The following is a 14,431-nucleotide window of genomic DNA, read 5'->3' as shown; positions in this document are numbered from 1 at the left end:
CCGCGGCCTGAACAGACATAACAAACACCTCCGAAGGCGTCGGGAGGATCCCGCGGATCAGCCCCGGGTCCTCAAGGGAATCTGATACATCCCGTCCTGGCATCTCCGGAGGTGTTTGTGAAGGACAGACTCAACTCATATCAGCTGTATGCCAGCGCTCGAGGCTACCTCGGCTGCCCTCGGTTTGCCCTCGGCCTTCTCGATTCGCTTCCATTCCGGGGCGAGGTACACAGAGGCAAGCGTTCCCGCCAACGACACCGAGCGCACCGGGTGAGTCTCCGGATCCGTTGCTTCGATCAGCTTGCTCAAGTGGGCTCGCAGCCGAGCCATCGCCCCATCGATCTCGGAGGCTTCCGATCTCGCAACACCGGAGATCCACATCGTCCCCCAGTACGAAACCAGTGTCACAGCATCATCGACAATGCTCGGCTGGGCGCTTGTGCACCCGTAGTCCACAGCACGGCGCACCAAGTCTTCGATTCCAGCAGCAATTCCCATCCCCCGGAACCGTGCCACGGCCATCTCGTAGCAAGCTCTGAAGACCAGCTCGGTGTCTGCGCCCTCATCGCCGTCGGCCAGGAACGCTCCCATGAAGTCCAGCCACTCTGGCAGGTCGGCGTTCGCACTCTCATCCCATATCGCGTGCCGGAGCCCGTAGGTAACTTCTCCCTGCACCGCTGGCGTTAGGGCCATAGGCCCGTTGTTTTTCCGAAGGCCCTCAAGCAATTCGGCATACCACTGCGGTGCGGGCTCTTCCTCCGGCGGCGGGACTAGGTGAGAAGGAAGCTCAAGATAGTGCCTCGCGACCCAAATTAGGTCTTGCTGGGCTAGGAACGTCGCGAGGTCTCCGCCGCAGAAGATGTCGAGTGTTACCGCATAGGACTCCCGGGCGGTCTGCTGTAGTTCATGGGTGATGCCCTCGGAGATGGAGTGAACGCTGAAGAACGCTACATTTTCGACCGGCGCGGCGCCGGCGGCACAGATACCGGCGAGGTCGCTGAGAACCTTTTGTTTCAGTCCTGCGTTCTGGACGGTGCAAGCCACCACCACTGGCGAGGTCGAGGCTGCAGCCGCGAAGCCTGCCGCATGCGGAAGTTCGTTCGGGAGCCGGGTCGTGAAGGACTCTGCGTCTCGCTGCTGATCGCCACCAGAACTGACTGGCCCTGTCGCAATCATAATGTTTGAGCTGATCCGTTTCTGAGCAACCCGAGTGGCGATCTCCTCGAATCGGTGGTGCTCGTTCCGCGACGAGAGTTCATTTAGGCGGAACCGAATGTAGGCTTCCGCCTCAGGGATATGCTCAGTCACGTTCCTATTCTCCTGTATCACTGACGTACGGCATGCGCATCGCTGTACGGTCCGCAGGCATCCGCGGACGATCCAAGGGGCATGGCCCGCCGTCGCGGCGGTGCACTCATAATCCACCAGGGCCATGCGCACCCGAACCATGCCGGCCGGTCGCTCAACTGGAATCCGGGGTAGAGGATGGCATTGCCCCCACTCGATGCCGATGAGCTTGTCAGCCGCTCGCTTAGGGGCGACCGTTGGCAGCGCGCATCAGATAGAGTTCTGCGATGAACCCCAATGACGTCGTCGCCATTTCACCCGCCACGGCTGCCCTTCTAGCGCAAGTTATACCCGTATTCCTGCTTGTTTTCGCGATTGAAAGCGGCAAGTTGATGGGCCTCATTCGGTCAGGGTTGCGCCGATCATTGGTAAATTTCTTGCGCCTTCTTACAGTCGGTGCGCAGCTGGTCTCGATAGCCGCTTGCGTTGTCGTGGTTCAGTTGAACCAGCCGATGTTCCCTATAGCGGGAGTTGGTGTTTGGTCCACTTTTTTCGTCTCGCTCGTTTTTCTCTACCTTTTGATTAATGCAGCCGTCAGTAGAGAGATGCTCGCGTTCATGAACACTTGGCTAACCGAGAGGGAGAAGACTTTCGAGTCCAAGACGAGGTAGGGCGCGCGGTCCGCACGCTTCGCCCTCACCCCGGAACCGGCGGATCACCTACCGTTTCAACGCCGCCATGATGCCCGGTCTGAACTAGCCCTGGCCCTCACAACCGACCGACCCCAACACCACAGTCGGTAATCCACCGAGAAGCGGTGCCGTCAAAGTTGGGAAGCCAAGCGAGCAAGAACCGTGGAACCTTCCAACTCGGTCAACGGCTTATGCGGGCGTGAAACTCGGAGCAAGTTGCATCAGGGGCAAGTTCTCCTAAAATTATCCACCTTGGTCCGTAAGATCTCGACTAGCTCCGAATCTCACAACTTCCAASTAGRCGATGCGTTTCTTCCAAWTAGGGTGCCATTCTTCCAATTAGGTCGACATCTCACAGCCAGCTAACTTCCTGATCACCCAGTTGTCCATCTGCGCTCAGCTGGATCACGCGGTTTGGCCAACTATCCTGGAACGTGGCCATCTAAGTTGGGAAATGGCCAACTTCTGTGGAACCTCACATTTAGGTCGACGTCTCTCACTCACACAAAGGACCAAAAGACCATTTAGTTTGTCCAGGCACCAGACGAAGCGTTTCTTCCAAATAGGATGCCATTCTTCCAATTAGACCGACATCTCACAGGCGGGAAAGAAAGAAGAAGACTAGAAGTCCCAGTCGTCATCCTCGGTGTTAACCGCCTTGCCAATCACGTAAGACGAACCCGAGCCCGAGAAGAAGTCGTGGTTCTCGTCAGCGTTCGGCGACAGGGCCGAAAGGATGGCCGGGTTCACGTCGGTGACGGAGGCCGGGAACATGGCCTCGTAGCCCAGGTTCATCAGCGCCTTGTTGGCGTTGTAGTGCAGGAACTTCTTGACGTCCTCGGCCAGGCCGACGGAGTCGTAGAGGTCGTGGGTGTACTGGACTTCGTTCTCGTATAGCTCGAAGAGCAGCTCGAACGTGTAGTCCTTGATCTCCTGCTTGCGCTCCTCGGACAGGCCCTCGAGGCCCTTCTGGAACTTGTAGCCGATGTAGTAGCCGTGCACGGCCTCGTCGCGGATGATCAGGCGGATCAGGTCAGCCGTGTTCGTCAGCTTGGCCCGTGAGGACCAGTACATCGGCAGGTAGAAGCCGGAGTAGAACAGGAAGCTCTCCAGCAGCGTGGAGGCCACCTTGCGCTTCAGGGGGTCGTCGCCCTGGTAGTAGTCCATGACGATCTGGGCCTTCTTCTGAAGGTTCTCGTTCTCGGTGGACCAGCGGAACGCCTCGTCGATCTCCTTGGTGGAGGCCAGCGTGGAGAAGATGGAGGAGTAGCTCTTGGCGTGCACGGACTCCATGAACGCGATGTTCGTGTAGACAGCCTCTTCGTGCGGGGTGAGGGCGTCCGGAATCAGCGAGACGGCGCCGACGGTGCCCTGGATGGTGTCCAGCAGGGTCAGGCCCGTGAACACGCGCATGGTGAGCTGCTGCTCGTCCGGGGTCAGCGTCGCCCACGACTGCACGTCGTTGGACAGCGGCACCTTCTCCGGCAGCCAGAAGTTGTTGACCAGGCGGTTCCAGACATCCACGTCCTTGTCGTCCTGGATGCGGTTCCAGTTGATCGCCTCGACGTGGCTAAGCAGCTTGACCTTTTCGCTCATCTTGTTCCTTGCTTCACTAAGTTATGTCCACAGGACCAGCGGTCCTGGGCCTGAGTTTGGCGGCTGGACGCCTGCCCAGCCGCCAACCTACCTAAACGCGCTGGCTGATCGTTCCGCTAGGATTCGCCTTGGCGGCCGAATCGGTGACGAACTGTCCAGATGACGCCGACCTGTTTACGGTCTTCGCATTGGACGTTCCGGCACCTACGCGCTCCGTGGTCGTCTTGGACGGCCAGCGAGCCGCAGCCGCGTTGCTCACGAAGCGGCCGCTTCCGGCACTCCTATTTACAGTTCTACCCATAATTATCACCTCCTCCGGGGCTGTCGTGCCCCGGATGAGTGCCGTCGCTTGACGGAATGAAACTCATGTAAACTCAACAGTCCAAGGATCATTTTGGAACCGTCTCGTTGCCGGGACGAATTGAGGAGTCATGTTGACGCATGGCTCCTCAAGCATTTAAGGCTTGTCGTACGACGGCGGGCGGACGCCCGCCGTCGCACTCAAACAAATTCAACCTAAATCAGTTGATCACAACATACAAGAAACACAACCCTCCACCTCGGTCCCTTCCAGCGCGAGCTGGCGGAGACGGATGTAGTAGATGGTCTTGATGCCCTTCTTCCAGGCATAGATCTGGGCCTTGTTGATGTCGCGCGTGGTGGCGGTGTCCTTGAAGAACAGCGTCAGGGACAGGCCCTGGTCCACGTGCTGCGTCGCAGCGGCGTAGGTGTCGATGACCTTCTCGTAGCCGATCTCGTACGCGTCCTGGTAGTACTCCAGATTGTCGTTCGTCAGGTACGGCGCCGGGTAGTACACGCGGCCCAGCTTGCCTTCCTTGCGGATCTCGATCTTGGACGCCACCGGGTGGATCGAGGAGGTGGAGTTGTTGATGTAGGAGATCGAGCCGGTGGGCGGCACGGCCTGCAGGTTCTGGTTGTAGATGCCGTGCTCCATGACGGAGGCCTTCAGCTCGCGCCAGTCATCCTGGGTGGGGATGTGGATGTTCTTGAACAGCTCCGCGACCTTCTCGGTCTGCGGGACCCATTCCTGCTCGGTGTACTTGTCGAAGAACTCGCCCGAGGCGTACTTGGACTTCTCGAAGCCGCCGAACGTCTGGCCGGTCTGGATGGCCAGCAGGTTGGAGGCGCGGACCGCGTGGAACACCACCGAGTAGAAGTAGATGTTCGTGAAGTCCAGGCCCTCTTCGGAACCGTAGTGGACCCGCTCGCGGGCCAGGTAGCCGTGCAGGTTCATCTGGCCGAGGCCGATCGCGTGGCTCTGGTCGTTACCGCGGGCAATCGAGGGCACCGAGGTGATGTTCGACATGTCCGAGACGGCCGAGAGCGACCGGATGGCCGTCTCGATGGTCAGGCCGAAGTCCGGCGAGTCCATGGTCTTGGCGATGTTCAGCGAGCCCAGGTTGCAGGAGATGTCCTTGCCGGTCTGGTCGTAGGACAGGTCATCGTGGTACGTCGTGGGCTGGGAGACCTGGAGGATCTCCGAGCACAGGTTGGACATGATGATCTTGCCGTCGATGGGGTTTTCCCGGTTCACGGTGTCCTCGAACATGATGTACGGGTAGCCGGATTCGAACTGGATCTCGGCGAGGGTCTGGAAGAACTCGCGCGCCTTGATCTTGGTCTTCTTGATCCGGGAATCGTCCACCATCTCGTAGTACTTCTCGGTGACCGAGACGTCGGAGAACGGCATGCCGTAGACCTTTTCGACGTCGTACGGGGAGAACAGGTACATGTCCTCGTCCCGCTTGGCGAGCTCGAAGGTGATGTCCGGGATGACGACGCCGAGCGAGAGGGTCTTGATGCGGATCTTCTCGTCCGCGTTCTCGCGCTTGGTGTCCAGGAAGCGGTAGATGTCCGGGTGGTGCGCGTGCAGGTACACCGCGCCGGCACCCTGGCGGGCGCCGAGCTGGTTGGCGTAGGAGAAGCTGTCCTCGAGGAGCTTCATCACGGGGATGACGCCGGAGGACTGGTTCTCGATCTGCTTGATCGGCGCGCCGACCTCGCGGATGTTGGTCAGCGCGAAGGCGACGCCGCCGCCGCGCTTGGAGAGCTGCAGGGCGGAGTTGATGGACCGGCCGATCGATTCCATGTTGTCTTCGATGCGGAGCAGGAAGCAGGAGACCAGCTCGCCGCGCTGGCGCTTGCCGGCATTCAGGAACGTCGGGGTGGCCGGCTGGAAGCGGCCTTCGATGATCTCGTCCACCATCTGGGTGGCGAGCTTCTCGTCGCCGCGGGCCAGGTGCAGGGCCACCATGCAGACACGGTCCTCGTAGCGCTCCAGGAAGCGCTTTCCGTCGAACGTCTTCAGCGTGTAGGAGGTGTAGAACTTGAACGCGCCAAGGAAGGTCTCGAAGCGGAACTTCTTCTTGTACGCGCGGTTGTAGAGCTCGCGGATGAAGTTCATCGTGTACTGGTCGAGGGTTTCGCGCTCGTAGTACTCGTTCTTGACGAGGTAGTCGAGCTTTTCCTCGAGGTCATGGAAGAACACGGTGTTGTTGTTCACGTGCTGCAGGAAGTACTGGTGCGCGGCCTCGCGGTCGGCCTCGAACTGGATTTCCCCGTTGGGGCCGTAGAGGTTCAGCATGGCGTTCAGCTCGTGGTAGCCCAGGCCCTTGTAGGCGGCCGGCATTTCGTGCTTCTTCTGCTGTTCCTGCTTCTCAACAGCGGCGGCGCCGGTGCCGGTGTGCAGGCCTGCGCCTTCAGTTACTGCTTTGTCTGCGACAGTCGTGTCCAAAACTCTTCCAATCCTTGTTGTACGCGGTTGACGTCTTCCGGCGTCCCCATGAGTTCGAAGCGATATAGGTGCGGGACCTTGCACTTGGCGGCGATGATGTCGCCTGCCATGCAGTAGTTGTCCCCGAAATTGGTGTTTCCCGCGCCGATTACTCCGCGGATCAGCTTCCGGTTGCCCGGATCGTTCAAAAACCTGATGACCTGCTTTGGAACAGATCCCTCTCCCCCGGTGCCGCCATAGGTCGGGAGCAACAAAACGTAGGGCTCCCGGGCCACCAGCGGAGCGTCCCTCGGGTAGAGGGGGATCCTGGCGGCGTCGACGCCCAGCTTCGCTACGAAGCGTGCGGTGTTTTCGGAGGTGGAGGAAAAGTAGATGAGCCGGCAGTGCGTTGTGGTGGCCGGTGTTGCCGTGCTGACCGCTTCCCCGCTGTCAGCCGTGGCAGCCACCCGATCTTCAGTTTTTACAGCCACGGTGGTCACCTCATCTACCGTGAATTCTTGCCTGGTAGCGGCGTCCTGGGCTTTTCAGGCGACAGGGCGTTTCAGGCTACAGCGACGGCGGCAGCCTGCGCCAGTTCTTCGATCTTGTCCGGGCGGAAACCTGACCAGTGGTCCTGGTCGGTGACGACAACGGGGGCCTGCATGTAGCCCAGGGACTTCAGGCGCTCAAGGGCTTCCGCGTCCTGGGAAATGTCGACGCTCTGGTAGGCGATGCCCTTCTTGTCCAGCGCGCGGTAGGTCGCGTTGCACTGAACGCAGGCCGGCTTTGTGTAAACCGTAACGGTCATGGTCCTGTCCCCTTTGTTGAAGTCTTCCGTGGAGCGCAATCCCGGCTCCGGATGTCCCGCGCTGATGCTCTGCTGGAACTGTATGTCGATACTACATGTAGTGCAAGAGCCTCATGTGGACCCCAAGATGATGTATTACAAGTATGTCATTTAACCCACCTTTAATCCACAGGAGGGTGCCCTCCAAATGTCCGGATTTCCGCCATTTTGGCGGACGAAATCCACACCCTGTGGAGTAGTTAGCCACATTAATCACCCCCGCGTGTCGCACCGCAGACGGCGTGTCGCGCGCCGCCGCGGGGACCCGGATCGGTGGCGCCGGCCACTGCATCTGGTGTCCGGGCACACGAAAGAGGCGGGCACCGTGGTGCCCGCCTCTTTGGTTCGTGATTGTTCTAACACCGGAGCTAGTGGGCGGAGTCGAGCACGATCTGCTGCACGTCGAGGTAGCCCGTTTCAAACCCGGCCCGGGAGTAGCAGAGGTAGAACAGCCACATCCGCTGGAAGACCGCGTCGAAGCCCATGGCCCCCACCTCGTCTTCGCGGGCCATGAACCGCTCTTCCCAGAGCCGCAGCGTCTGGGCGTAATGCTCACCCATGGCGAGGCGTTCGCGGACGCGCAGTCCGGTCTGCTTCGCCGTGATGTCTTCAATGGCGCGGACGGACGGAATGACTCCGCCCGGGAAGATGTACTTGTGCACCCAGGTGTAGCTGGTGCGGGTGGCCATGAGCCGGTCGTGGGCGATCGTGATGGCCTGGATGGCGACCTTGCCGCCCGGGGCCAGGACCCGCTCGATGGTCTGGAAGTAGGTGGCCCAGTATTCGAAGCCGACGGCCTCGATCATTTCGACCGAGACGACGGCGTCGTACTCGCCCTCCACGGCGCGGTAGTCCTTGAGCTCGATCGTGACGGCGTCGGCGTAGCCGGCCTCGGCCACGCGCTGGCGGGCCAGTTCCTGCTGCTCGCTGGAGAGCGTGACGGAGTAGACGCTGGCGCCGCGGGCGGCGGCGCGCAGGGCGAGCTCTCCCCAGCCGGTGCCGATTTCCAGGACCCGGGTGCCTTCCTTCACGCCGGCCTTGTCCAGCAGCCGGTCAATCTTGGCCTGCTGCGCGGCGGCCAGCCCGTCCCAGGCCACGTTCCGCAGGGCGTCGCCGCTGTCCGGGAAGAGGGCGCTGGAGTACGTCATGGTGCTGTCCAGGAACGAGGCGAACAGCTCGTTGGAGAGGTCGTAGTGCCGCGAGATGTTCGAGCGGGTGTTCTTCTCCGTGTTCCGTTCCCTGCGCGGCTGCCGCGGCAGGTACAGGCCGCGCAGCTTCTGCAGCGGTTCGGGAACGAGCGTGCCGACGCGGGAGGCAAACACCTCCATGACGGCCGTGAGGTCATCGGCGTCCCAGTCGCCGGCCATGAAGGACTCGCCCAGGCCGATCAGGCCGCCATCGCCGAGCCGGGTGGCGAACGCAACTGGTCGGTTGATGGTCATGACGGGATAGGCGGCGGCCGCCTCGTCAGAGGGAGCTTTGCCCAATACTGTGCCGTCCGGGTACCGGACTTCCAGCGGCAGCCTGCGCACGGCCGCCTTGAAGATGGCGTCCGCAGCGCGTCCGGCCACACGGGCCTTGAGGCTCGAGGGCACCGTCGCGATGCTGGGCCAGATGGCGGCGTCGATGGTGGCGGGAGGCTGGGGAACGGTGTACGGCACCCTGCTGGTGACGGCGCTGCTGTCTATGGCGCTGCCGGTCATGGCGCTGCTGCGCGTGGTGCCCTGTGCCCGTCCCGTACCGGATCCGGTCGCTTCGGTCATTGTCACTGAACTGCCTCCTGTGAAGGGTGGTGTGGTTTCTTGATGATGGGCAGGCGGCGCGCCCACAGCTTGATGCCCTGCCAGCGGATCTGTGCCGCGACACGCAGCGGGGCCGCGGGGACGGCGAGCGCCGCGGACACGATGTTCCGCACGCTCGCTTCGTGCCGGACGCCGTCCATGGTGGCGATGAAGGGCTGCTGTCCCTCCCGTTCCAGGACGATCGATACGGCGAGACGTTCGCCGGGTTCGGGGAGCTTCATGCGGTATTCGCCGTCGACGTCGTTGAACGGCGAGACGTAGAACGCCTTCGGGACGCTTGCCCTGCCCGTGGAGTCGGTTTCGAGGAGGTAGCAGTGCCGCTCCCCGTACGTGTTGTGGACCTCGGCGACGACGCAGCGCAACTCACCGGAGGCGCTGTGGCACCAGAACACGCTCAACGGGTTGAACACGTGCCCGAACACCCGGGCGCTGGCAAGCATGGTGATGCGTCCGCCGTCGAGCTTTATCCCCTGGGTGGCCAGGTAGCTTTCCACGTTGCCGCGCAGGGTGCCGGACGGATCACCGAGGTGGTCCTCCACCCGGAAGCCGGCCAGCGGCCGGAGCAGGCGCGGCAGCCGCGGGAGGCGGTCGACGTCGACGTACCAGCTGTAGCTGCGGTAGGTGAACGCGTTGCGCAGCGGGGTGCGCCGCACATGGGCGATGGCGGTGCGGTAGATGGCCGCCTGCTGTAGGGAGCCTTGGGCGCTCATGAGGCCTCCGCGGCCGGCTGGAGGTCCGGGTCCACTCCCACAGTGCCGATGTTGACGGGGAGCTGGTCCCAGTCGCGGCCCAACCTGGCGGCGGCCCTGAGGCCGGACAGGGCGCCGTCCTCGTGGAATCCCCAGCCGTGGTACGCACCGGCGAAGGCCAGACGCTCGTCGCCCAGTCCGAGGATCCGCTGCTGCGCCGCCAGCGACTCCGGCGTGTACTGCGGGTGCTCGTAGACCATCCGGTCCAGGACCGTGGCGTCGTCGATCAGCTCGGATTCGCCGAGGCTGACGATGTACCGGCCGCCGTCCACGGGGTCCAGCCGCTGCAGCCGGGTCATGTCGTAGCTGACCAGGACCTTGTCAGGCCGGGCGTCGCAGGACGGCAGCCGGTAGTTCCAGGACGCCTGGGCGTTGGGGCTGGCCGGCAGCACGGCTTCGTCACGGTGGAAGAGCGTCTGGTTCACCGAGTACGGCATGCCGCCAAGGGCGGCCCGCTCGGCAGCCGAGGCGTCGGTGAGCATGCGCAGGGCCTGCGCAGGGTGGGTGGCGATGACGACGGCGTCAAAAGTCTCGCGCACGGTCCCGGCGCCGAGAGCGGACGTGACGTCGACGCCGTCGGCGTGCCGCTGCACCGCGGTGACCGGGCTGGCGAGCCGGATGTCCGGCAGGGTCGCGGCGACCTTGTCGACGTAGCTGCGCGAGCCGCCGGTGACGGTTCGCCATTGCGGCGAGCCCTTGACGCCGAGCAGGCCGTGGTGGCCCAGGAAGGTGAACAGATAGCGGGCCGGGTAGGCCAGGGCGGTGGTGGGGTCGCAGGACCAAACGGCGCTGACCACCGGGGTCATGAAGTGCGAGATGAAGTAGCTGCTGAACTTCTCCCGGGCCAGGAACTCCCCGAGGGTGAGCTCGTGTCCGTCGGCTGCCGTGCCTGTGGCGGGCTCGGCCAGCAGGGCACGGGCCCGGCGGTGGAACCGGGTGACTTCCAGCAGCATCCTCAGGTAGCGGCCGCGCAGCAGCGTGGACGGCCGGGGAATGATGCCGCTCCCCTTGGCCCGTGCGCCGGCGTATTCCAGGCCGCAGCCGTCGCAGCGGACGGACATGCTCATTTCGGAGTCCTGGGTTTCGACGCCGAGCTCGGCGAACAGGCGCAGGAGGGTGGGATACGTCCGCTCGTTGTGGACGATGAAGCCGGTGTCCACACCCAGGGTGGGCCCGTTCTGCTGCGGCACATCGTGGGTGTGGGCGTGGCCGCCGAGCCGGGAGTCGGCCTCGAAGAGCGATACCCGGTCCTGCCCGTTCAGCACGTACGCGGCGGTCAGCCCCGCCACTCCGCTGCCGATGACGGCTACCCGCCGGCCTGCCGGAATCCCTGCTGCTTGCGACACTGATCTGCTCCTGTTGTCTGGCCCGAAGTTTCTTATGGGCAATTCGTGGCCGTCGGGCGGCCGGATGAGTATGAATGTGGGATTTTTTAGTTCTGCTGTCAGACCGTCGCAAGTGACGCCATCATCCGTCACTTGGGTAGGGTTCCTCGGATTCTCCTGCATGGGCCCGGCCGCGCAGCGCAGACTTTCCGTGCAGTCCCTCCGGCAGACATACCAGCAGACATATCGGCACGGCCGCCGGAGGGCCGGATATGCCACAATGAAGCGGGAATTCCGGTCCAGTCCCCGTGGACCCGCAACCAGGCGAAGGGCAGCCCTTGATCAACCCCGTCCATCTCCGGACCCTTGTGGAAGTGATCCGGCTTGGATCGTTTGCGGCCGCCGCCACCCGGTTGGGCTACACGGCTTCGGCCGTATCCCAGCAAATGTCGGCCCTGGAACGCGACACCGGCGTCACCTTGTTCCAGCGGGCGGCCCGCAGCATCCAGCCGACCGAAGCCGCCGTCGTCATGACCCGGCACGCCGCCAAGGTGTTGACGGACATCGAGACGCTGATGGCCGCCGCCTCCCGGGCGCAGGAAAGCCCCAGCCAGGAGCTGCGGCTGGGCATCTTCCCGAGCCTCGCCACCTATGTGCTGCCGCCGATCCTGCAGAACCCGGCCTGGAAGAAACTCGGCATCGACCTGCGGGTCTCGGTCGCGGAACCGGCCCAGACCATCCAGGGGCTGCGGACCGGCGGCGAACTCGACGTCGCCCTGGTGTACCAGGTGGGACAGTCCGGCCTCGCCTGGCCGCACACCGTGGACCGGCAGTGGATCGGCGACGACGACTTCCGCGTGGTGCTGCCGGCGGCCTGGGGCATCGGCACGGATTCCAAGGTCGCCGCACCGCACCTCTCGGACATGCCCTGGATCATGCACCACCCGGGCACGTCCGATGCCACGGTGATCGAACGGCTCTTCGCGAGCTGCAACCTGCACCCCCGCGTGGTGGCCTACAGCGATGACTTCCACGCCAGCCTCGAGATGGCCGCCGCCGGGCTCGGCGCCGCGCTGGTTCCCGAGCTCGCCTTGCGGCACCGGCCGGCCGGCGTGGTGGTCCTCGATGTGCCGGAGATCCGGCTGGCACGGAATGTTTTCGCCCTGCTGATCAACGAGAAGCGGACGGCCCAGGTCCAGCTGTTCGTGGAGCTGCTGGCCGAGACGATGCACCGGCTCGGGACCGCGCGAAAGGACTGAGTTCAAGGGCCCGGGCTCAAGGGCCGGCAGCGGTGGGCCGAGGTCGACTGGGCGGACGAACAAGCTCGGTAGCCCGGCGGGCGTTCAGCGCTTCCTGGCCCGCTTCCCGACCGGCGCCACCAGCGCGTCGATGATCCGGTGCTTGGTCCGGGTGTACGGCGGGTAGATCACTTCCAGCGTGTCCGGCCACACCGGCTTGTCCAGGGTGGGGCGCTCATGCGAGAACGTCCGCACCGAATGTTCCCCGTGGTAGGCACCCATGCCGCTGGCGCCGACCCCGCCGAACGGAAGCCCGGGGACGGACAGGTGGGCCGCCGGAACGTCGAAGCACAGGGCTCCGGACGAGGTCCGCCCGGCGAAGGCGCGGCGCGTCTGTGGATCCTTGCTGAAGACGTAAAGTGCCAGCGGCTTGGCGCGCCCGTTGACCTCCTCGATGGCCGCGTCGAGCCCGTCCACGGGCACCAGTGGCAGCAGCGGTCCGAAGATTTCTTCCGCCATGACGGCGTCGCCGGGCGCCGGGCGCAGCAGGGTCGGCGCAAAGTAGCGGCTGACGGCGTCGCGCTGTCCGCCGTGCACCACCGTGCTGGCGTCCGCCAGGGCAGCGAGCCGTGCGAAGTGGCGGTCATCGACAATACGGCCGTACGACGGGCTCGCCGCCGGGTCCGGTCCGAAGAGCGCCGCCACGGCCTTGATCAGCTCGGCCTGCAGCGGCTCCAGGATCTCCTCCCGGGCCAGGACGTAGTCGGGTGCGACGCACGTCTGCCCGGCGTTCATGAACCGGCCCCAGGCGATGCGTTTGGCTGCCGTGGCCAGGTCCGTGGATGCGTCGACGTAAGCCGGGGACTTGCCGCCGAGCTCCAGCGTCACCGGGGTCAGGTGCTCGGCCGCCGCGCGCAGCACCACCTTGGCCGCGGCTTCTCCCCCGGTGAAGAAGATGTGGTCGAAGCGTTCGGCCAGGAGCGCCGCTGTCTCCGGGATGCCGCCCTCAACCACCTCGGCGGCGCCGGCCAGGTATTCGGGAATCCAGCGGGCCAGCGCCGCCGAGGTGGCCGGGGCGTGTTCGCTCGGCTTGAGCACCACGGTGTTGCCCGCGGCCAGGGCTCCGGCGAGTGGGGCGAGCAGCAGTTGCAGCGGGTAGTTCCACGGCCCGATCACCAGCACCACGCCCAGCGGGGTGAGTTCGGTCCAGGCGCGGGCTGGCCGCACTGCCAGGGGCACCGGCACGCGGCGGGGCCGGAGCCAGTCTTCGAGGTGCCGCTCCAGGTGCGCCGCCTCGGCGTCTACGAACCCGATCTCCGCCAGCTGCGCCTCGGTGTGGTGTTTGCCCAGATCGCGGGCAAGGGCCCCGGCGAAGTCCGCGTGCCGCTCCGCCAGCATGCGCCGCAGCCGGCCCAGCTGATCCAGCCGCCAGGTGAGCGGACGGGTGGTCCCGGCGTCGAACGCGGCCCGGGCACGGATGACGGGCGAGATTACATGCTGCATCCGATCAATGTACAGTCATGCGGCCGTCCGCCGGCCAGGGTCCCGATAAAACCCTGCCAACGCTGGAATGGTCCGGTTTTCAGGACTATGTTGAAGATATGAACAAGGTAGCGAGCAAGCACTTCGGCGAGGTCGAGCTCAACCACGGACGGGAGCATAATCTCACCGCCACGCATGAGCTGGCGGGCCAGACCGTGGAGCTTGACCTGAATGTCAACGCGCATGACCATTTTGATGAAGCTGCCATGCATAAAGTTGACTACCGCCTGCGCTTCCTGCCCGAACTCGTGGACCAGGTCCGCGAAATGATCGCCGAGGAACTGGACCAGGAAGGTACCAGCCCGCAGGAGTACCGCCACTTCCATTGCAACGCGATCAAGGACGAACACCTCAAAAAGGTCTTCGGCGTCGAGGACAAGAGCCAGCTGACCGACGAGGTCTTCCTCAAGGCCCTCAAGCTCGGCCACGTGGGCATCTACCCCGGCCAGCCGGAACGCTACTTCGTCCTCGATTTCACGCTGGGCCAGCACTTCACCGACGAGGTCCTCGTCGCTTCCGCGGATGAGGACGGCGTCGTCGACGACGAAATCCTCTGGGAGTCCTGACTCGGGAATCCTGAGTCGCTGCTAATCCTGCGTCGGTTGCTCCGTAGATGCCC

The 14,431-nt window shown here is 63.9% G+C and carries 12 protein-coding genes; 3 read left to right on the top strand and 9 right to left on the bottom strand.

Features of this window, described 5'->3' with window-relative positions; genetic code table 11:
- Positions 1-135: 135 nt before the first annotated feature.
- The gene (locus AC1DXI_RS07790) at positions 136-1,308 is read right to left on the bottom strand and encodes a hypothetical protein (RefSeq protein ID WP_476938112.1); all 1,173 of its coding nucleotides are present in this window, start codon (positions 1,306-1,308) and stop codon (positions 136-138) included.
- Between the two features lie 266 nt (positions 1,309-1,574).
- On the opposite strand from AC1DXI_RS07790, the gene AC1DXI_RS07785 reads away from it, so the two are divergent.
- Positions 1,575-1,958, top strand: a complete 384-nt coding sequence (locus AC1DXI_RS07785; protein ID WP_476938111.1) for a hypothetical protein — start codon at positions 1,575-1,577, stop codon at positions 1,956-1,958.
- 642 nt (positions 1,959-2,600) lie between these two features.
- Here AC1DXI_RS07785 and nrdF read toward each other — a convergent pair.
- From nrdF to AC1DXI_RS07750, 7 genes are all read right to left on the bottom strand, one after another.
- Positions 2,601-3,575, bottom strand: coding sequence for a class 1b ribonucleoside-diphosphate reductase subunit beta (gene nrdF, locus AC1DXI_RS07780; protein WP_476938110.1), 975 nt, complete (start codon positions 3,573-3,575; stop codon positions 2,601-2,603).
- 529 nt (positions 3,576-4,104) lie between these two features.
- Positions 4,105-6,225, bottom strand: coding sequence for a class 1b ribonucleoside-diphosphate reductase subunit alpha (nrdE, locus tag AC1DXI_RS07775; protein WP_026537148.1), 2,121 nt, complete (start codon positions 6,223-6,225; stop codon positions 4,105-4,107).
- A 74-nt stretch (positions 6,226-6,299) separates the two neighbouring features.
- Positions 6,300-6,704, bottom strand: a complete 405-nt coding sequence (gene nrdI / locus AC1DXI_RS07770; protein WP_223916943.1) for a class Ib ribonucleoside-diphosphate reductase assembly flavoprotein NrdI — start codon at positions 6,702-6,704, stop codon at positions 6,300-6,302.
- A gap of 167 nt (positions 6,705-6,871) precedes the next feature.
- The gene (gene nrdH, locus AC1DXI_RS07765) at positions 6,872-7,117 is read right to left on the bottom strand and encodes a glutaredoxin-like protein NrdH (protein ID WP_018773329.1); all 246 of its coding nucleotides are present in this window, start codon (positions 7,115-7,117) and stop codon (positions 6,872-6,874) included.
- A gap of 407 nt (positions 7,118-7,524) precedes the next feature.
- A complete protein-coding gene (locus AC1DXI_RS07760; protein WP_476938125.1) occupies positions 7,525-8,919 on the bottom strand; it encodes a class I SAM-dependent methyltransferase in 1,395 nt (464 codons plus the stop codon).
- 2 nt (positions 8,920-8,921) lie between these two features.
- The gene (locus AC1DXI_RS07755) at positions 8,922-9,668 is read right to left on the bottom strand and encodes a DUF1365 domain-containing protein (RefSeq protein ID WP_476938109.1); all 747 of its coding nucleotides are present in this window, start codon (positions 9,666-9,668) and stop codon (positions 8,922-8,924) included.
- Positions 9,665-11,053: an NAD(P)/FAD-dependent oxidoreductase gene (locus tag AC1DXI_RS07750; protein ID WP_476938108.1), complete on the bottom strand. Its 1,389-nt coding sequence runs from the start codon at positions 11,051-11,053 to the stop codon at positions 9,665-9,667. The genes AC1DXI_RS07755 and AC1DXI_RS07750 overlap by 4 nt, the downstream gene beginning before the upstream one ends.
- A gap of 317 nt (positions 11,054-11,370) precedes the next feature.
- Between AC1DXI_RS07750 and AC1DXI_RS07745 the strand changes: the two genes are divergently transcribed.
- On the top strand, positions 11,371-12,291 hold the full coding sequence (locus AC1DXI_RS07745; protein WP_018773333.1) for a LysR family transcriptional regulator: 921 nt from the start codon (positions 11,371-11,373) through the stop codon (positions 12,289-12,291).
- A gap of 84 nt (positions 12,292-12,375) precedes the next feature.
- Here AC1DXI_RS07745 and AC1DXI_RS07740 read toward each other — a convergent pair whose 3' ends face one another.
- Entirely contained in the window at positions 12,376-13,773 is a 1,398-nt protein-coding gene (locus AC1DXI_RS07740) for an aldehyde dehydrogenase family protein (protein ID WP_476938107.1), read from the bottom strand.
- Between the two features lie 98 nt (positions 13,774-13,871).
- Between AC1DXI_RS07740 and AC1DXI_RS07735 the strand changes: the two genes are divergently transcribed.
- Positions 13,872-14,378: a DUF2004 domain-containing protein gene (locus AC1DXI_RS07735; protein WP_026537142.1), complete on the top strand. Its 507-nt coding sequence runs from the start codon at positions 13,872-13,874 to the stop codon at positions 14,376-14,378.
- Positions 14,379-14,431 lie beyond the last annotated feature (53 nt).

The organism is Arthrobacter sp. P1_H7, from assembly GCF_056405215.1.
This window is presented reverse-complemented; position numbering and strand designations above follow the sequence as displayed.

Bases quoted from the DNA above. Each gene is read 5' to 3' on its own strand.
- AC1DXI_RS07785 (WP_476938111.1), top strand. From the start codon at position 1,575: ATGAACCCCAATGACGTCGTCGCCATTTCACCCGCCACGGCTGCCCTT.
- nrdF (WP_476938110.1), bottom strand. From the start codon at position 3,575: ATGAGCGAAAAGGTCAAGCTGCTTAGCCACGTCGAGGCGATCAACTGG.
- nrdE (WP_026537148.1), bottom strand. From the start codon at position 6,225: ATGCCGGCCGCCTACAAGGGCCTGGGCTACCACGAGCTGAACGCCATG.
- nrdH (WP_018773329.1), bottom strand. From the start codon at position 7,117: ATGACCGTTACGGTTTACACAAAGCCGGCCTGCGTTCAGTGCAACGCG.
- AC1DXI_RS07760 (WP_476938125.1), bottom strand. From the start codon at position 8,919: ATGACCGAAGCGACCGGATCCGGTACGGGACGGGCACAGGGCACCACG.
- AC1DXI_RS07755 (WP_476938109.1), bottom strand. From the start codon at position 9,668: ATGAGCGCCCAAGGCTCCCTACAGCAGGCGGCCATCTACCGCACCGCC.
- AC1DXI_RS07740 (WP_476938107.1), bottom strand. From the start codon at position 13,773: ATGCAGCATGTAATCTCGCCCGTCATCCGTGCCCGGGCCGCGTTCGAC.
- AC1DXI_RS07735 (WP_026537142.1), top strand. From the start codon at position 13,872: ATGAACAAGGTAGCGAGCAAGCACTTCGGCGAGGTCGAGCTCAACCAC.